Raw genomic sequence first — 17,787 nt, 5'->3', positions numbered from 1 at the left:
TCTGGGCGACGATCGGCAGCACCAGCAGCAGCACCACCAGGGTGACGATCCCGCCGGCGCTGTTGCGCAGCAGGGATCCGAGCGCCAGGCCCATCAGGGCCACCACGGCCAGGTACACGCCGGACAGCAGCATGGACTGGACCAGGTTGTCCACGTCAAGCCCGAATTCCCTGCCGTAATTGGCCAAGATCGGCTGCAACAGGAAGTAGGTGATGAAGCTGGAAACAATGCCGACGACGGCGGCCACCACCGCGACCACCAGCGCCTTGGCGAACAGCGGCGACAGCCGCGACGGCACGGCGGTCATGGTGGACCGGATCATGCCAGTGGAGTACTCCGAGGCGATCAGCAGCACACCCAGCGAGCCGATGATCAGCTGGCCGAAGTCAAGGCCGCCGCTGGTCATCAGGTACAGGATGGACACGTCCATGCCCGCCGCGGCCGGGTCCTGGCCGGCGGCTTCCATCTGCTCCATCCCGGTGGCGATGCCCCAGCCGCCGAGCAGCCCGATGCCGACCATCACCAGGATGGTGGTTGCCAGCAGGACCCAGGTGGAACGCAGGGTGGTGAACTTGATCCACTCGCTCCGCAGCGTCCGGGGGAAGCTTACGCCGGGGCCGGCGACGTGCCCGGCTTGGGGGGTCAGGGTTGCAGCGCTCATGGTCAGTTTCCTTCCTGGCCGGCGCCGGCGGCGACAGCAGCGTGCCGTCCGGACTCTGCAGTGCCGGCATGGTCATGTACATCGGCCACCGGGCCGGAGTGGTATTCGACGTCGTCCTTGGTCAGGTCCATGTAGGCCTCCTCCAAGGACGCCTGCAGCGGGGTGAGCTCGTAGACGAGCACCTGCTGGGCCAGGGCGGTCTGGGCAATGGTCCGCGCCGCAACCCCGCTGACTTCCAGCAGTTCAGGTTCGCGGGCTTCAACGCTGACGCCTGCCCCGGCCAGTGCCCGGGTGAGGACGTCCGGCCGGTCGGTGCGCACCCGTACCCGCTGTGCGCGGTTGTTGAGAATGTCCTGAATGGGCGCATCGGCGATGATTCGGCCGCGGCCGATCACGATCAGGTGGTCCGCGGTCAACGACATTTCGCTCATCAGGTGCGAGGAGAGGAACACGGTACGGCCCTCTGCCGCGAGCGCCCTGACCAGGTTGCGGACCCAGAGGACGCCTTCCGGGTCCAGCCCGTTTACCGGTTCGTCCAGGATGATGGTCTGCGGATCGCCGAGCAGGGCGGCCGCGATGCCCAGCCGCTGCCCCATGCCGAGTGAGAACCCGCCGACGCGTTTCTTGGCAACGGCGCCCAGGCCGGTCAGCTCGATGACATCGTGCACCCGCTGGGTGGGGATGCTGTGGGTCGCGGCCATGGCCCGGAGGTGGTTGTACGCGGTGCGGGAGGTGTGCACGGCCTTGGCATCGAGCAGGGCGCCGACTTCGCGCAGCGGCGCCCGGTGCTTGGCGTAGTGCTTGCCATTGACCAGGACGTCTCCCGAGGTGGGACGGTCCAGCCCCATGATCATGCGCATGGTGGTGGACTTGCCGGCGCCGTTCGGCCCCAGGAAGCCGGTAACCCGGCCGGGCTGAACCGTAAAGGAGACGCCCTGCACTGCCGGTTTGTTGCCGTAGACCTTGACCAGGCCGTGTGCCTCGATCATCTGAACCGTCCTTCGTGGTGTGGGGTGGCGCCCGGATTTTCGGGGCCACTCAGTACGTTACGGATTGCCGGGCGGCAGCACACCGCGCTGCGGGATGATCTTGACGCCCGGCTGGATCGTCCTAATGGATGACGCTACGTGCCGCGTGAAGGCGGACTCTACTGGGGGAAGCCCTGAGCGGCCCCTGACGGTTCCCGGAGCGCTGCTGCCCACTGGCAGAGGTGCCGGCACTAAGCCCACCCTGCTGCCGGGCCCTTATTGGCCCGCGGCCTCGCGAAAATTTGCTCAGATCGCCACTGCGGCAGGGGGTGACTGGTGCCGGCGGCTTTCCAAACGCAGCTCCAAGTCATCCATCACCAAGGCGGCCAAGTCCTCCAACGTCTGAGTGTCTTCGTCGCTGAAGTCACGCGGTTCGAAGTCCAGGACGCAAAGGGTGCCCAGGTTGAATCCGTCCCGGGTTCTCAGCGGGACGCCGGCATAAAACTGCAACCCAAAGTCGCTGGCCACCAGCGGGTTGGCAAACGCCCGGGGATCCGCGGGCGCATTATTGATAACCCAGGGTCCGTGCTGCAGGATGGCCGAGGCGCAGAGTCCGGGTTCCCGGTCGATCTGCTCGACGTCCAGGCCGTGGTGTGACTTGAACCAGATGCGATCGTGGTCCACCACGCTGACAATGGCAATCGGGGCGGCGAGAAGGCGGGAGGCCAGTGCGGTGATGCGGTCGTACGCTCCGTCCGGCGGGGTGTTCAGAATCTCGTAGCGTCGAACCGCTTCCATACGTTGAGCTTCGTCTACAGGGATTATGGATGCGTCCACCCTACGCCGACCCCGGAGTGCGAGCCCCACATCAGCCAATGCCAGTGCCACCTCCCGCCCTGTGGGCCGTTCCTCTGGTTCACGCGCCATCATGGCGGTCAGCAACCCCGCCCACTCCGGCCCGAATCCTGCGGGGACGTCCGGATCACGCAGCAAGCGGGCAACAGCCGACTCCAGCGGCGGGCCGGGAAAGGCAGCCTGGCCGGTAAGGCATTCCAGCAGAACCAGGCCCAGCGAATAAATGTCGCTGGCCGGGCCTATCGGTTCGCCCTTCGCTTGCTCCGGGCTGAGGTAGGCAGCGGTCCCGTAGACCCCCGGAACATGGGCATCATCGGAAACCACCATGGCGACTCCGAAATCGGCGAGCTTGGCGCGCAGGCGCGAGCCGTCGTCGTCGTAATTAAAGAGCATGATGTTGCCCGGTTTTACGTCGCGGTGGACCACCGAGGCGTTGTGGATGTAGGCCAGTCCCTCGGCCAATTCACGGCCGATTTGGGCAACGTGGCGGGGCGGGAGGGCACCTTCGGCCAGCCGCACCCTCAGGTCGGCGCCTTCAATCAGTTCCATCACCAGATAAATTTGCGGATGTCCGGCTTCGATCTTGTCGATGCCTGCGTCCAGCAGGGTCACCAGATTCGGGTGGTTTAGCCGGGCCAAAAGCTTGATCTCCGCGTTGTCGCGGTGGAATTCTTCCTCGTCCATCGTGGGCCGTTGAATAACCTTGACGGCTACCTCCCGCCCCAAAACCTCATCTCGGGCCCGGTAAACCTTGGCGTTCGCTCCGGTACCTGCCAACTCCTTGAGCAGGTAGCGCCCGTCGAGCAGCATTCCGGATCGATTTAAATGAGGCGCCAACGTCTCCTGCTTCCCGGCTGCCTGTTTAACAGCACCCTTAGCATCTTACGGTGCAGCGGCGGCCCGTCGTGGTAGCGGTTGGGCTTTCTGCCCGTGTACGACCGGCTTACGGAGCTTTGCCCGCTCCACCGGGCAGCAGAAGGAGGTCAGTTGAGCGAGTCCGCTTTGCTGCCTGATGGGAGCTCATCCGCGACGCGGCGTCACGGTCACGAGTCGCGAGAGGTCGGTGCCTGGGGCGGCGAGCCGGTCCACGGTTTCGAAGACGAACTGTTGCATGGCCGCTGCCGCGGCCGAGGGCGGGACGTCGGTACGCCGGGCCAAGTTGACAGTCCGGGTCAGGTGGGGGCTCACCAGGCGGGTGCTGTCCAGCGTGGGGCGGTCGATGACCACCATGGCCGGAACCACGGCCACCCCCAGCCCCCGTTCCACGAACCGGAGCACTGCGTCCATCTCGGCGCCCTCGACGGCGATCGTCGGGGTAAGTCCCGCAGCGGAGAAGGCCGCGTCGGTGGCCACGCGCAGGTCATAGCTGCGGTTGAACGCGACTTGAGGGATCTCCGCCAGCTCCGCCAGGGTGAGCTCGGCCCGGTTCGGGCGTCCGCCCCGTTGCTCCTGCCCGTGTCCTGGCATCGGGGAGCCCGCGGCTGAGATCACCACCAGTTCCTCGGAAAGCAGGGGGATCAGCTCGGTGCCGGCTACGGATGGTTCGGCCCCGCGGGTGACCATCAGGGCAAGGTCCAAGGCGTTCTCGTTCAGAGCGTCCACCAGGGAGCGCGAGCCGCCCTCCGTGATGTGCAGGTCCACTCCCGGATGCGCGGCCCGGAAGGCCGCCAGCACGTCGGCAACCAGTGAGACGCACAGGGTAGGCGGGGCGCCGAGCCGGACGTGGCCGCGCCGAAGCCCGGCCAGTTCGTCCATCTGCTCGCGGGCGAACCGCGCGTCGCCCAGCATCCGCCGCGCGATGGGCAACAGCACCTCGCCTGCGTCGGTCAGTGTCACCCCGGCCGGTCCGCGGCGGAACAGTTTGGTGCCCACGTCGGCCTCCAGCGCGGCGATCTGCCGGCTCAGGGACGGTTGAGCGAGGAAGAGTTCCTCGGCGGCACGGGTGAAGTGGCCGTTCCGGGCCACGGCCTCGAAGGAGGACAACTGCTCGAGTTTCATCATAGCCTTTTTGCATCAGGGTCAGTTGAGCAATGCATTGGACTCATGATACCCGCCTTCCTAGCATGGGATATATGAGCACAAAGCACGCCGCCGAGCGACTGTTGTCCACCTCTGTCCTCGTCATCGGTACCGGTGGTGCCGGCTTGCGCGCCTCGATCGAACTGGCACAGCGCGGGGTCCAGGTGCTGGCGGTGGGCAAGCGGCGCAAGCACGACGCCCACACCACGCTGGCGGCCGGCGGCATCAACGCGGCGCTGGCCACCATGGATCCCGAGGACAGCTGGCAGCAGCACGCCGCCGACACCTTGCGCGAGTCCTATTTCCTGGCCGATCCGGCCATTGTGGAGACCGTGGCGCGCAATGCGGCCGGCGGCATCGAGGACCTGGAGAGGTGGGGAATGCCTTTCGCCCGGGAGGAAGACGGGCGGATTTCCCAGCGCTTCTTCGGCGCCCATAAGTACCGCCGTACGGCCTACGCCGGCGACTACACCGGCTTGGAGATCCAGCGCACCCTGATGCGCCGCGCGGCCGAACTGAACGTGCAGATCATCGACAGCATCTACATCACCCGCCTGCTGGTGGCGGACGGTACCATCTTCGGCGCGTACGGGTTCGACGTCGTGGACGGCACGCCCGTGCAGATCCACGCCGACGCGGTGATCCTGGCCGCCGGCGGGCACACCCGCATCTGGCGCCACACCTCCTCTCGGCGGGACGAGAACACCGGCGACTCCTTCCGCCTGGCGGCCCTGGCCGGAGCCCGGATCCGGGACGCCGAGCTGGTCCAGTTCCACCCCTCCGGACTGCTGGAGCCCGACGATGCTGCCGGCACCCTTGTCTCGGAGGCAGCACGCGGCGAAGGCGGCATCCTCACCAACGCGCTCGGCGAGCGCTACATGGAGCGCTACGATCCCGAGCGCATGGAGCTCTCCACCCGCGACCGGGTGGCCCTGGCCGGGTATACCGAGATCGCCTCGGGCCGGGGAACCGAGAAGGGCGGGGTCTATCTGGACGTGTCCCATCTGCCCCGGAAGGTTATCCTGCAGAAGCTGCCGCGGGTCTACCGCACCTTGATCGATCTGCAGATGGTGGACATCACGACCACGAAGATGGAGATCGCCCCGACCGCGCACTACTCCATGGGCGGGGTTTGGGTGGCCCCGGAGGACCACGGCACCGGCGTGGACGGGCTGTACGCCATCGGCGAGGCGTCCTCGGGCCTGCACGGGGCGAACCGCCTGGGCGGGAACTCGCTGATCGAGCTGCTCGTCTACGGACGCATTACCGGCGAGCACGCCGCAGAGTACGCCGCCTCCCGCACCACTGTCCGCCGGGACCCCTCCGCCGTCGAGTCCGCCCGCGCCGAGATGCAGGCCCTGCTCAGTGAGCGCGGGACCGAGTCGGCCCGGCGGCTGCAGCGCGAAGTGCGCAACCTGATGACGGAGCACGCCGGCGTCGTGCGCACCGGGCAGGGGCTCCAGGACGGCCTGACCAGGCTTGCCGCCCTCGAAGAACGGGCGCGGCACGTAACCGCGCACCCGGACATCGCCGGGTTCGACGACCTGGCCCACGCCTACGACCTGCTGGGCTCGCTCCTCGCGGCCCGGGCCACGCTCGAATGCGCCCTCGAGCGGCGTGAGACGCGGGGCTGCCACAACCGTGCGGACTTCCCCGAAATGGATCCGTCACTGCAAGGCAACTTCGTGTGGTCCCCGACCGAGGGAGTCAGCTTCGAGGCCCTGCCCCCTGCCCCGGACTCCTTCCGGTCCCTGGCCGAAGCCGACGCCGACGACTCGATGGCCGGCAAGCTCGTCGAGTAGCCCTGCGCTGCCGTCAGCCGTCATCAATGGAGCGTTTTCGGGCGTGGGTGTGCCGAGGACGGACCTGAAGGGCAGGCACCAGGAACCTCCGGCCTCGGGGCATGCCGGGGGCGGCGGCGAAGCCTACACCTGGGCCTTCGGGATCATGATCCACAGCGCGATGTATACCAGTTCCCCGATACCGACCAGTCCGAAAATAACGAACGCTAGACGCACCAGCAGTTTCGGCAGGCCGAAACGGGTGGCCAGGGCCGCGCAGACACCAGCGATCAGCTTGCCGTTCCGGGGACGAACCAATACAGCAGCCATGGCCACAGTCTAGTAACCGGAACCGCTTTCCCAACAGCATCCCGCGGCGGAAACGGCCCTGAGGTACCGATCCTGCTTCCTGGATGTTTCCAGCACGGTCACTTCTTGCGGGCCGTGAACAACAGGTACTCCCATTCCATCTTGCCGCCGCCGAGATCGTGCCGGCCGGCCAGTTCTTCGAGTTCCTCATCGAGGGCCTGGACCCGGTCGGGTTGGTCCCCGATGTAGCGGTAGGTGTTGATGGTGGGGCCATACGTGGCCTTGAAGAAGTCGCGGAACTCCGCGGCGGTGGCGAACCGGTCGACCGTCAGCTTTTCGCGCCGGGCCACAGCGTCGGTGGCCCGGTCCCCGAGCAGCTCCAGCACGTGCTGCTGGTTGCCCCACCGCGGCGGGGGTTGCGCCCCCGGAGGAGGCGGGGGTGCGTAAGGCCTCATGGTCGCAAACATCTGGCCAATGAAGCCTTCCGGCGTCCAGTTGGCGAGGGCGATCGTGCCGCCGGGCCGCAGCACGCGGACGAGTTCGTCGGCACTCGCCTGGTGGTTGGGGGCGAACATGATCCCCACGCAGGAGATCGCGGCATCGAAGGTACCGTCCCCGAACGGCAGGTTCTCGGCGTCGGCCTCCAGCCAGTCCACCGAAACCCCTGCCTCTTCGGCCAGCCGGCGCCCTTTCTCAAACAGCTCGGGGGTGAGGTCCGCCGCGGTGACCTGTGCCCCGGCCTGCGCCGCGGGGATGGCCGCGTTGCCGGAACCGGCGGCAATGTCCAAAACACGGTCGCCCTTCCGAATGCCGCTGGCCTCGACGAGAGCGGTGCCCAGCGCCGGGATCACCTCAGTAGCGACGGCGGGATAATCGCCGAGGGCCCACATGGCCCGGTGCTTTGCTTTGATCCCCGAATCGTCCGGTTGATTGCTCATGGCCATTGCCCTCCTGCGATTGAAGGCCCCTCGTTTTAGGGTTCTTCAAGGATGGGTCCGGGGCCGGATAATTTCCAGTGAAAGATCCAAACGCGGCGGCCGCGGGCGGAACCTGTGCTGCCGCCGCACACGGCTGGCCGAGGACCTTGGCCTTCGCGAGTGGTGACTGGCGGCGCCTGGGTAAAGGGCCAGCGCTGTTGGCCGGTGGCGGGGCTCCTAAACCGGTTGGAAGTCGCGTCAACTCCAAATATGGAGTCTCCGCGCCACCCTTTGAGCTCGGTAGTACCGTGGGACCGTGGCAGAAGACTCATTGCGGGCAGAACATGCAAACCCCTTGCGGGATAGCGAACGGGGTGCCAACCATCCGGCTGGCCCGCGTTCGCTTGTCGCAGCAACGGCGGTGCGGCTTTATGCGACCAACGGCTTCGAGGCAACCAGCGTGGAACAAATCGCCCAAGCCGCAGGAATATCACGCAGCACATTCTTCCGCCAGTTTCGTTCCAAGGAGGACGTGGTTTTTGCCGACCATGACGAATTGGTGGACCAGACGGAGGCCTTCCTAGCCTGTGGGCACAAGGACCCCTGGTTGGCGGTCTGCGAAGCTGCCGCCTTGGTGTTCGAGCATTACGCACAACAGGGTGAGCTTGCCAGGCAGCGCTATGCCGTGGTCAATTCCATCCCCGCGCTGCGGAATAAGGAGTTGGTCACCGTCTTCCGGTACGAGCGCTTGTTCAACGTGTACCTGAACCGGACGCTGCCGGGACTGGCACCATTGGACGGGATCCGTTTTGCGTCAGCCGTTGTCAGCACCAACAATTACTTCCTGCGCGCCTTAATGAAGGGCGACGACGGCCCTCCCGCTGCTACTGAACTGTGGGCGGAACTGAACAAGGTGCGGCGGATGCACGGCGTCTTAACCGATTCCTCGGGCCGGGCCGATGACGTAGTCGTTGCGGTCTTTCCCCGCTCGACGCCGGGGGCCGAGATCGCCCGAGAGATTCAGCGGCGGCTTCAGCAAGAGTAGCGAGGGGCATGGAACGGAGTCTTACTTGACGTGAGACTCCGTTTCACATCAGACTGGTCAGCAGTCGACCTGTGAGGGAGCACCATGGGCCAAAAGCCGGCCGTTACTGAAGGCCAATCAGCACATCCTGCGGTGAACGCCGAGATAACTACCCGGATTGATACTGCTTATGTCGACCATGCCGGCTTCCGCTTTGCCATTCTGGCCCTCGCGACTTCTGGCGGCCGCCCCGCGACGCTGAGTCCGGCATCATTGGCCGAATTAGAAGCCGCAATTCAGGCCTTGGATTTGTCCCGTGCCGACGCAGTGGCCCTGACCGGTACGGGATCGGTGTTTTGTGCCGGAGCTGACCTGAAGAAAATGGTCGAGGCCACCACGCGGGAACAGGCCGAAGAAGTGGCCCGGCAAGGCCTGGAAACGTTTGCCCTCTTGGCTGCCCTTCCGGTGCCGACCTTTGCCTTCGTCAACGGGATTGCGCTGGGCGGCGGACTGGAACTGGCACTTCACGCGAACTACCGCACTGCCGCCGACTCGGTGCGCGCTTTGGGGTTTCCAGAAGTCCGACTCGGCCTCGTCCCCGGCTGGGGTGGAATCCCCCGCACAACCGCGCTGCTCGGTCCCGCCGAGACGGCCAAACTAGTGGTCACCGACTCATTGGCAGGCAGGAATCTCTCCGCCCATGCCGCAACTGATCTCGGCTTGATCGATGCCGTACTTCCCGAGACCGGCTTCCTGGCTGCCTCATTGGATTTCGCGGCGGGCATTCTCTCGGGCGCCACCACGGGGCCCACGCGAGCCGGCCTGGCTCCGGAGCCCGAGTTCATGGGTGCGGAGGGGCAGACATCATTGGAGACCATCCGGACCAAACTGGACGAGCGGTTGCACGGCGCTGCCCCCGCCCCCTACCAAGCGTTGGAACTGATCGCCGCTACGGCTGAATCCACGGGCGGTTTCGGGCAGCAGGCGGAGATCGAGGTGTTCGGCGAACTGTTGCTCTCAGATCAGGCCCGCGCCAGCATCTACGCCTTCCATCTCACCCAGTCACTGGCGAAGAAACCGGCCGGCAGGCCCTCGGTCCAACCTCGACCAGTGCGTTCGGTCGGCGTGGTCGGCGCCGGACTGATGGCCAGCCAACTCGCCCTCGTCTTTGCACAACGGCTGCGTGTCCCCGTGCGAATCACGGACCTGTCGCAGGAGCGCATCAACGCGGCGATGACCTGGATACTCGCGCAGCTGGAGAAGCAGGTGGCGCGCGGGTACATGCAAGACGCGGATGCCCAAGCCATAGGCGTCCTCATCAGCGGAGGCACCGACAAGGCCGCCTTCGCGGATTGCGACGTGGTCATTGAGGCGGTCTTCGAAGAACTGGAAGTAAAGCGCGCTGTGTTCGCCGAGCTGGAACCGCTCCTGCGGCCGGAGACTCTGCTGCTGACCAACACCTCCTCGCTATCGATTGAGGCGATGGGCAGGTCCCTGACCAAGCCAGAGCGGCTGATCGGCTTCCACTTCTTCAACCCGGTGGCCGTGCTGCCCTTGGTGGAAATCGTTTCCGCACCGAAGACGGATGACACTACTCTTGCAACAGCATTTGAGCTCGCTAAGCGGCTCGGTAAGACACCCGTACTGACCAAAGACAGGGCGGGATTTGTGGTGAACCGCGTCCTGACGCGGCTCTTTGACGAGGCCCTTTCCCTGCTTGACGAAGGCGCTGATCCGGCTGGAGTCGATCATGCCTTGGATCCACTGGGCCTGCCCATGACTCCGCTGGCACTCCTGCAGTTCATCGGCCCGGCAGTGCAATTGCATATCTGCGAGACCATGCACCGGGCTTATCCTCAGCGCTTCGGCGTGAGCCGGAGTTTGGCTGCGCTCGTCTCAGCGGGGCTGCCTGGCTATCTGGACAACGAGGGATGCCTTTCCCCCGCTGCGGCCGCCCTGCTGCCGGCCTCACATCCCGTCGATCCCGCCATAGTCCGGGGCAGAATTCTGGCTGCACTCGCTGAGGAAGTTCAGGAGATGCTGAACGAGTCAATCGTTGCGGGACCGGAACAGATAGACCTGTGCATGATCCTGGGCGCCAACTATCCCTTCCACACCGGCGGCCTGACCCCGCTCTTGGACCGCGAAGCAGGCACGAAATTCCATCGGGGGTTGCGGGTTCCTGTCCCCGCTGCCTCATAATCGCAGCCCGCGGCTGGCGGCTGTTGAACCCATTCCGCCGGCGCCCCTTACTCTCTAGGAGAAAATATGAACCGCGCTGAAGATGTTGTCCTCGTCGGAGCAGCCCGAACGCCGCAAGGCAGGCTGATGGGACAACTCGCGCCGTTGACCGCCGTCGAACTCGGTGGAGCGGCGATCGCCGCTGCCCTTGACCGGGCCCGTCTCCGTACTACCGCCGTCGATGCCGTCATCATGGGACAGGTCCTTCAGGCCGGTGCGGGACAAAACCCTGCGCGACAGGCAGCCGTCGCCGCGGGAATCCCGCTCACGGCCCACGCCGCAACGGTTAATAAGGTGTGCCTCTCGGGACTCAGCGCCATCATTGAGGCGAGCCGGATGCTGCGGTTGGGAGAAGCCGCTGTGGTCGTCGCCGGTGGACAGGAATCAATGAGCAACGCACCGCATCTGCTGCCTGGTTCTCGCGCCGGCCACTTGTATGGGAACGCTGCGCTGGTGGATTCCGCCGCCCATGACGGGCTCACCGACGCCTTTGGCCAGGAGGCCATGGGCCTGGCCACGGACCGCGCAAACGAGACCCTCGGCCTCTCGCGGAGCGAACAAGACAAGGTCGCCGCCGGCTCCCATCATCGTGCAGCCGTTGCCCAAGGCGCTGGCGTCTTCGACGCCGAGATTGTCCCGATCAAAGTTCCGCAACGTCGGGGAGAGGCCGTGTTGGTGGAGACAGACGAGGGCGTGCGACCGGAGAGCAGTGAGGAGTCACTCGCCAAGCTCAGGCCTGCCTTCTCCCCGGACGGATCGATAACCGCCGGGAACGCCTCGCCGCTCAACGACGGCGCGGCCGCCACGGTGCTGACCACTCGCGCTTACGCTGAGGCCCATAACCTTGAGATCCTGGCGGTGGTTGGCGCTCCGGGACAGACGGCAGGCCCGGACACGTCGCTGCCGGACAAACCCGCTCGGGCCATTACCAAGGCACTTGAGACTGCCGACTGGGCAGTGGAAGATCTGGACTTCATCGAGATCAACGAAGCGTTTGCCTCGGTAGCTCTGTACTCGGCACGGCAGCTCGGTGTCGGGATGGACATAGTCAATGTCAATGGCGGAGCGATCGCCCTCGGCCATCCAATTGGCGCCTCGGGAGCGCGGGTTGTTGTCACCGCCGCCTACGAGCTCCAACGTCGAGGTACAGGCAAGGCAGCGGTAGCCCTGTGCGGTGGAGGCGGTCAAGGCGAGGCGCTACTGCTGTCTCGGTAAACCGCCCGTGCTTCTGCCGGACACCGGACCGCCCCACCCTTTCTTGAGTGAAAAGGCGGGGCGGTTCGTCAGAACGCGGCGGGAGCGTTGTTACTCGGCCAGGCGTCCGCCGTCGACGACCAGCTCACTGCCGGTCATGTAGGAGGCCTCGTCGGATGCGAGGAACAGCACTGTGTAGGAGACCTCCCGCGGATCGGCGAAACGGCGGTTCGGAAGGGTCTGAGCGATGGCCTCGAGTGTCTCGGCATCGTTCAGGTTCTTGGCCATGGGGGTGAGGATCGCGCCCGGGTGCACCGAGTTTACGCGCACATTCTGCGGACCGTACTCGATCGCGGTTGCCTTGGTCATGCCCCTCACTGCAGCCTTGGCGCCGGTGTACGCCACGTTGGGCGTGCCCGAGAGGTGGGCCATTGCCGCGGCCGATGAGATGTTGACGATCGAGCCACCACCTGCCTCGATCATGCCGGGTAGCACGGCGCGCATGCCCAGGAACACCCCTGTCTGGTCCACCGCGACGACCTTGTTGAAGGTCTCGAGGTCGAGGTCCGCGGTGAAGGCATTGGGACCTGGGACCCCGGCGTTGTTGACGAGTACCGTGACCGGACCGAACTTCTCGACAGCCGCCGCCATGACATCGGTCCACGAGTCGGGGTCGGAGACGTCATGCTTCACGAAGAGGGCGTTCTTGCCGAGCTCCTTCGCGAGCACTGCCCCGTCCGTCTCGTTGAGGTCGGTGATGACGACCTTCGCGCCCTCCTCGACGAACAGGCGTGCGTGTTCGGCTCCCATGCCCACTGCTGCGCCGGTAATTATGGCGACCTTATTGTCCAAACGTCCCATGAGGACCTCTTTCTTCCAGTTGTGCGCCGGAGATGCGGCGCTAAGTTGTTGTCGTCGATTCCGTCAGGCTGCGTGGGCTGCCGGAGGATCCGCGAGCTCGCGGAACGTCGATCCATGCCAGACGAGCGGTTCGTTCTCACCGGCACCAAGCCGATGCGCTTCGAGCAGTACCATCCAGTGATCGCCAGCCTCCGTGACCGCGGAGATCGAGCAGTCGAGCCACAACGCCGCCCCGTCGATGAAGACCGCGCCGTCGTCGCTGACCTCGATGGCGACCTGCTCGAACCGCGCGGCGCGGTCCTTGCCGGCGAGCTGTCGTGTAAGCCCGCCCTGCCCCTTCCCGAAGATCGAGACGCCGAGGCGGCCCGCCTTCGCAATGTGCTCCCACGTCTCGGACGTCTTCTGCACCGCGACGGCGACGAGGCAGGGTTCAAGGGACACACCGACCATGAAGGAAGATGCGACGAGCGCGTGCTTCGCGCCGTCGACGTCGGCGGCCAGCGCGGCAACACCCGAAGGGAACTGCGCGAACGTCTGACGCACGATCATCGGATCGGCGTCGAAACCGCGCAGATTGTCCTGGATCCTGACCTGGGCTTCCCTCTCCCTCACAGACATCGCGATCACCTCGACACGTCCGCCGCGTCGGCGGGGAGCACCGTGTCGAGCTCGGGCGCCAGGTACACCATCTGGTCCCGGAATGACGCGCTCGCGTTGCGGAACTGACGCAGTTCGCCGTCCTTCATGAGCGCATCCCCGCTGTCGGCCCAAGCCTCGGGCGTGGGCGCCTCGACCTTCATTCGCGGCATTCCGGCGATTGCCACGCGGCCGGCTGCTACCCCGGCGATCTCGAACGTCTCGCCGAACACTGTGGTGTCCTGGTGAGCCAGCCACGTCACGAAGGCAGATACAGAGCTCGGCGGAACCGTCGTGCGCATGGCGTCCTGGATGACCGGGTTCGGGAACGCGTCCTCGGTCATCGGCGTCAACGCCACCGGCATCAGTGTGCTCACCTGCACCCCGACCTCCCGAGCCTCGATCGCAAGGCTGATGCTCAGCCCCCAGATCGCGGCCTTCGCAGCGTTGTAGGCCGTGTCAGTCGGTACACCCATGACCCCGTTCGACGAGATGTTGATCAGGCGACCGCTCCCCGAGGCGATGAGGTGCGGCATCGCGGCGCGCGAGACCCCGACGACGCCCTTCACGGCAACATCGAAAATGCGCCACCACGTTTCTGAGTCCATCTCCCAGAATCGACCGAAGGCGTTGATGCCCGCGTTGTTGACGACGATGTCCAGCTGCCCGAACGCATCGAGCGCCGTCTGGACGATGTCGGACGATCCGGTGACGACGTTGTGGGTGTCAACCACTGCGGTGCCGCCGGCCTCGGTGATCTCGGCCACCGCCTCGGCAGCATTGGTGGCGTTGACGTCGTTGACGACGACGCGGGCTCCGCGGGAGGCAAGCATTTTGGCATGCTCGCGCCCCATCCCCTGCCCGGCACCAGTGACGATAGCCACCCGTCCGTTGAAATCAAGCTGTGCAGTCATCAGTAGCTCCGATCGTTAGCGTGGAGGTTGTTTTCGTAGTCGCGCTGGGAGTCCTGCGGAAGGAACTTTTCTTCCGTCTCACGCACGTAGTCGGTCAGGGGTCGACCGAACATCGCGCCCCAGCCGATGCCGTCGGTGTCCTCGTTCATGCGGTCGATATACTCCGCGAGCGGCGTCGCCTCGCCCGACTCCTTCACTTGCATGAGCAATCGCCACACCTCGTTGATCCCGGGCAGCACGAACGGCACGGGCTGGATGGCCTGGCCGATGGCCGTCATCTCGGCGACACTCTTACGCCCGATCATCGGAACTCCGATGGCGTAGGCCGGCCCCGGGGTCTCCTTCAGCGCGAGCTCTGCCTGCTCCCACGTGTGGAAGCCCTCGAAGAAAATGACGTCGGCGCCCGTCTCGGCCTTGTAAAGCTGTGCACGGCGAATCGCCTCATCGACCCCGCCGCCGGCTGCACCGTATCCGTCGGTGCGTGCGACGATCACGAAGTCCGCGCCGTACTTGTCACGTGCGTCGACCGCGGCATTAAGGCGACCCACTGCCTCGGCGTCCGAGACCAGTTCGATCCCCGCGACGCCCCCTGACTTTTTAGGCTCACGCTGATCCTCGATATGGATGCCGCCGACGCCCGCATCGATGAACTCCATGACCGTGCGCTGCATGTTGATGGGCGCGCCGAATCCCGTGTCGGCGTCGCAGTAGATGGGGACGTCGACGGCGCGGGCCGTGCGTTTCGCGTGTTCGACGACCTCGGTCAGCGTGAGCCAGCCCGTGTCGGAGACGCCCTGCCACCAGGCCGACATGCCGCCCGAGAGCTGGAACGCGCCGAAGCCGGCGTGCTGCGCCATTTGCGCGTGGATCGGCAGGGCCCCGAACGGCATAAGTGCCGTCTCTTCGCTCTCGAAGACCGCGCGAAGAGCCTTGCCCGGCGATGTCACGGCCATGCTCACAGCTCCTGTTTCGAGTTGAATCCGACGGTCACGACGACGTATACGCAGTCCTCGTCGTACGGGTTCTTCCAGGCGTGGGGTACGCCTGCCATGACCAGGAGGTCGCCGGGGCCGAGCGTGCGCTTCTTGCCTCCCGGGAGGACCAGGTCAACCTTGCCCGAGATCACGACCTCGTAGTCAATCGTGTCGCTCGCGTGCATGCCGGCGTCTCCGTCGTCCTCCGTGGCGGTCATGCTCTCGTCGAGGGTCGAGGCGTCGACCTCGCCGGAGGAGTGCGCGGGGAAGCTGCTGATGCCGAAGGTGGATCCGTCGGGTCCGGCCAGCGCTACCTTGCTGGGCGGGGCGCCGAAGTTTTCCTTGCTGTGGCCGCCTTCGACGGCCCAGTAGAACGCGCCTGCGGACACGCCGGGGAAGTCGAACTCGGCGGCAGGGCCGGGCTCAATGAAGTCGACTTCGCCCGACTCGGTCGTGCCCGCAACGACGAGACGGAACTTCTTTGGATCAGGAAATGTCATTTGGGTCTCTCCTTCGTGAACGGTCGTGGCGGGTATCAGGCGCGCAGTCCTGCTTCGCGCATCAGCGGGAAGATCTGCTCGTGCATCCGGTCCAGGCCTTCGTCGTAGTCCACCAGGCCTGTGCAGATGCCGGTGATGCCGGATTTCTGCAGCTTCTGCAGCTCCTCGACGACCATCTCGGGCGTACCCGTGATGGGCATGAGGGCCGCGCGGCCGAACGACCTGACGGTCGGGTCCTGTTTGTAATCCTCGTTCTGCTTGTAGTCGTCCCACGATTTGAAGCTCTGCGCCCCGCCGCTGCGGATCACGTCGAGGTAGCGCACCGCACTCTCCCAGTCGGTGTTCTCCGTCACGTATTCGGCGTACTCGCGCGCTTCCTTCTCGGTGTCCCTGACGATGATGTGAGCTCCCGCCCACAAGCCGAGGTCCTCACGGCCGGCCGCGTCGGCCTTTTGCCGCAGTTTCGGCGTGAGCTCGGCGCTTTGTTCGACGGTGGCGACCGCAGCGAAGAGGATATTCGCGTGTTTGAAGGCGAACTCCTGCCCCGCGGGGCTCGAACCGGCGCTCATCACCATCGGCTGGGGTGACTGCACCGGCTTCGGGTACGCCTGTGCGCCCTTCAGATTGAAGAACTTGCCGTCGAAGTCGAACGACTCCTCCTGGTCCGACCAGAGGCGCTCGCAAATTTCAATCCACTCGTCAGCGAGCTCATAGCGGACGTCGTGCTCGGGCAGCTCCACGCCGAAGATGTCGTACTCGGGCTTGAAGTAACCCGCGGTGACGTTGATCCCCATGCGACCGCCGCTGATGTGGTCGATCGTGGTCATCATCTTCGCGCCCAGCACCGGATTCATGAACTGCACGTTGCATGTCGCGAAGATCTGGATGTTCTTCGTAACCGCGGCCAGTCCCGCAGCCCAAGTGAACGTCTCGAACTGACGGCCCCACGGACGATCGGCGCCTGCAAGCCCCTGCCAGCGCGCGATGGGAATGAATCCGTCGACACCATATCGGTCTGCTTTCTGCGCGAGAGCCTGCACCTCTCCCCAGTTACCAAGCTTGATCGAGTTCTCCGCGAAGTTCAGGCCACCCTGCCCCGTGGAAACGTTCGCTCCGAAGATCGCGACTTTGAATGCATTGTCGCCCCCAATCATCGGGCTCTCGTCACGCTCAACGGTGTAATCCGCGACAAAGTCGCGTGATACTTCGTTCGTCGTCGTAGCCATGTCAGTCATTGGTGTACTCCATTCGATGCGTCGGGGAGCGCCTGGAGCGCTTCGACTCTCTTGTGATGTCCGTCCGCAAGCACCTGGTTGGCAGCGGTTGTGCCTAATGCTATGAACCAGCTCACTCTCGCCGGTACGGTAATGGACGCCAACCAAGCGGGAAAGTGCGCCATCCGCGCAAACTCTGAAACCCCTACGGGAGTCGGGGCAGACCCCAGCGCCGATATGTCTCCCACGCCGCCAACCAAGACAGGAGTACCACCCGTGCTCTCCCGCCAGGCATCCGAATATTTCAGAGGTGCATTGTCTAACTAGCGCAATGTGATTATTGTGCTCTAATAGCGATAGTTTTACCACCCTTCGGCTGAGTCGTGGGCCGCCAGCGAATGGATTTTCATTGCGAGTGGTGGCGCCAGTGATCAGTACATGTCCTAGGAGCGAGACCGTGTCTAACAATCAAACTCAGCACCACGCCGGTGAGGTGGAGGAGTATTCGGTCGTTGTGGTCGGTGCGGGGATGGGGGGCATTTATGCCCTGCACCGGTTTGCTGAGCTGGGCCATGATGTGCACGGCTTTGAAGGGGCTGCCGGTGTTGGCGGGGTGTGGTACCACAACGGGTATCCGGGCGCGCGGGTGGATGTGGAGAGCCACAGCTATTCGTTCATGTTCGATCAGGACCTTTACGCGGGGTGGGACTGGAGCGAGC

General features: G+C 65.1%; 17 protein-coding genes. 5 read left to right on the top strand and 12 right to left on the bottom strand.

Features of this window, described 5'->3' with window-relative positions:
- From AC5RWT_RS25675 to AC5RWT_RS25660, 4 genes are all read right to left on the bottom strand, one after another.
- The coding region (locus tag AC5RWT_RS25675) for an ABC transporter permease (RefSeq protein WP_494082653.1) at positions 1–661 on the bottom strand (661 nt) is incomplete at its 3' end.
- A 2-nt stretch (positions 662–663) separates the two neighbouring features.
- On the bottom strand, positions 664–1,650 hold the full coding sequence (locus tag AC5RWT_RS25670) for an ABC transporter ATP-binding protein (RefSeq protein ID WP_494082652.1): 987 nt from the start codon (positions 1,648–1,650) through the stop codon (positions 664–666).
- Between the two features lie 285 nt (positions 1,651–1,935).
- Positions 1,936–3,294, bottom strand: a complete 1,359-nt coding sequence (locus tag AC5RWT_RS25665; protein ID WP_494082651.1) for a protein kinase domain-containing protein — start codon at positions 3,292–3,294, stop codon at positions 1,936–1,938.
- A 210-nt stretch (positions 3,295–3,504) separates the two neighbouring features.
- Positions 3,505–4,482 (bottom strand): LysR family transcriptional regulator, encoded by a 978-nt coding sequence (locus tag AC5RWT_RS25660; RefSeq protein WP_493967295.1) that lies wholly within the window; start codon positions 4,480–4,482, stop codon positions 3,505–3,507.
- A 74-nt stretch (positions 4,483–4,556) separates the two neighbouring features.
- On the opposite strand from AC5RWT_RS25660, the gene AC5RWT_RS25655 reads away from it, so the two are divergent.
- Positions 4,557–6,305 carry an L-aspartate oxidase gene (locus tag AC5RWT_RS25655; protein ID WP_493967225.1) on the top strand — a complete coding sequence of 583 codons (1,749 nt, stop codon included), beginning with the start codon at positions 4,557–4,559 and terminating at the stop codon, positions 6,303–6,305.
- Between the two features lie 123 nt (positions 6,306–6,428).
- On the opposite strand, the gene AC5RWT_RS25650 is transcribed toward AC5RWT_RS25655, so the two are convergent.
- Together AC5RWT_RS25650 and AC5RWT_RS25645 are read right to left on the bottom strand one after the other, a co-directional pair.
- The gene (locus AC5RWT_RS25650) at positions 6,429–6,614 is read right to left on the bottom strand and encodes a PspC domain-containing protein (protein ID WP_493967226.1); all 186 of its coding nucleotides are present in this window, start codon (positions 6,612–6,614) and stop codon (positions 6,429–6,431) included.
- A gap of 98 nt (positions 6,615–6,712) precedes the next feature.
- Positions 6,713–7,531: a class I SAM-dependent methyltransferase gene (locus tag AC5RWT_RS25645; RefSeq protein ID WP_493967227.1), complete on the bottom strand. Its 819-nt coding sequence runs from the start codon at positions 7,529–7,531 to the stop codon at positions 6,713–6,715.
- A gap of 295 nt (positions 7,532–7,826) precedes the next feature.
- Here AC5RWT_RS25645 and AC5RWT_RS25640 point away from each other — a divergent pair, with 295 nt between their 5' ends.
- The 3 genes from AC5RWT_RS25640 (at position 7,827) to AC5RWT_RS25630 (ending at position 11,990) form a co-directional block, all read left to right on the top strand.
- Positions 7,827–8,555 (top strand): TetR/AcrR family transcriptional regulator, encoded by a 729-nt coding sequence (locus tag AC5RWT_RS25640; RefSeq protein ID WP_493967228.1) that lies wholly within the window; start codon positions 7,827–7,829, stop codon positions 8,553–8,555.
- A gap of 84 nt (positions 8,556–8,639) precedes the next feature.
- The gene (locus tag AC5RWT_RS25635; protein WP_494082650.1) at positions 8,640–10,736 is read left to right on the top strand and encodes a 3-hydroxyacyl-CoA dehydrogenase NAD-binding domain-containing protein; all 2,097 of its coding nucleotides are present in this window, start codon (positions 8,640–8,642) and stop codon (positions 10,734–10,736) included.
- A 66-nt stretch (positions 10,737–10,802) separates the two neighbouring features.
- Positions 10,803–11,990 carry an acetyl-CoA C-acetyltransferase gene (locus AC5RWT_RS25630; protein ID WP_493967230.1) on the top strand — a complete coding sequence of 396 codons (1,188 nt, stop codon included), beginning with the start codon at positions 10,803–10,805 and terminating at the stop codon, positions 11,988–11,990.
- A gap of 90 nt (positions 11,991–12,080) precedes the next feature.
- On the opposite strand, the gene AC5RWT_RS25625 is transcribed toward AC5RWT_RS25630, so the two are convergent.
- The 6 genes from AC5RWT_RS25625 to AC5RWT_RS25600 all read right to left on the bottom strand — a co-directional run bounded on the left by AC5RWT_RS25625 (position 12,081) and on the right by AC5RWT_RS25600 (position 17,089).
- Entirely contained in the window at positions 12,081–12,830 is a 750-nt protein-coding gene (locus AC5RWT_RS25625; RefSeq protein ID WP_493967231.1) for a glucose 1-dehydrogenase, read from the bottom strand.
- 63 nt (positions 12,831–12,893) lie between these two features.
- Positions 12,894–13,448 (bottom strand): flavin reductase family protein, encoded by a 555-nt coding sequence (locus tag AC5RWT_RS25620; RefSeq protein WP_493967232.1) that lies wholly within the window; start codon positions 13,446–13,448, stop codon positions 12,894–12,896.
- Positions 13,449–13,453: 5 nt separating this feature from the next.
- The gene (locus AC5RWT_RS25615) at positions 13,454–14,380 is read right to left on the bottom strand and encodes an SDR family NAD(P)-dependent oxidoreductase (protein ID WP_494082649.1); all 927 of its coding nucleotides are present in this window, start codon (positions 14,378–14,380) and stop codon (positions 13,454–13,456) included.
- The gene (locus AC5RWT_RS25610; RefSeq protein ID WP_494082648.1) at positions 14,380–15,333 is read right to left on the bottom strand and encodes an isocitrate lyase/PEP mutase family protein; all 954 of its coding nucleotides are present in this window, start codon (positions 15,331–15,333) and stop codon (positions 14,380–14,382) included. Before AC5RWT_RS25610 ends, AC5RWT_RS25615 begins: the two co-directional genes overlap by 1 nt.
- A gap of 2 nt (positions 15,334–15,335) precedes the next feature.
- The gene (locus tag AC5RWT_RS25605) at positions 15,336–15,854 is read right to left on the bottom strand and encodes a cupin domain-containing protein (protein ID WP_493967235.1); all 519 of its coding nucleotides are present in this window, start codon (positions 15,852–15,854) and stop codon (positions 15,336–15,338) included.
- 35 nt (positions 15,855–15,889) lie between these two features.
- Positions 15,890–17,089, bottom strand: coding sequence for an LLM class flavin-dependent oxidoreductase (locus AC5RWT_RS25600; RefSeq protein WP_493967236.1), 1,200 nt, complete (start codon positions 17,087–17,089; stop codon positions 15,890–15,892).
- Positions 17,090–17,525: 436 nt separating this feature from the next.
- On the opposite strand from AC5RWT_RS25600, the gene AC5RWT_RS25595 reads away from it, so the two are divergent.
- Positions 17,526–17,787, top strand: a 262-nt coding sequence (locus AC5RWT_RS25595) for an NAD(P)-binding protein (RefSeq protein ID WP_494082647.1), incomplete at its 3' end; no start/stop codon positions are given.

The organism is Arthrobacter sp. Dra40, from assembly GCF_059091905.1.
This window is presented reverse-complemented; position numbering and strand designations above follow the sequence as displayed.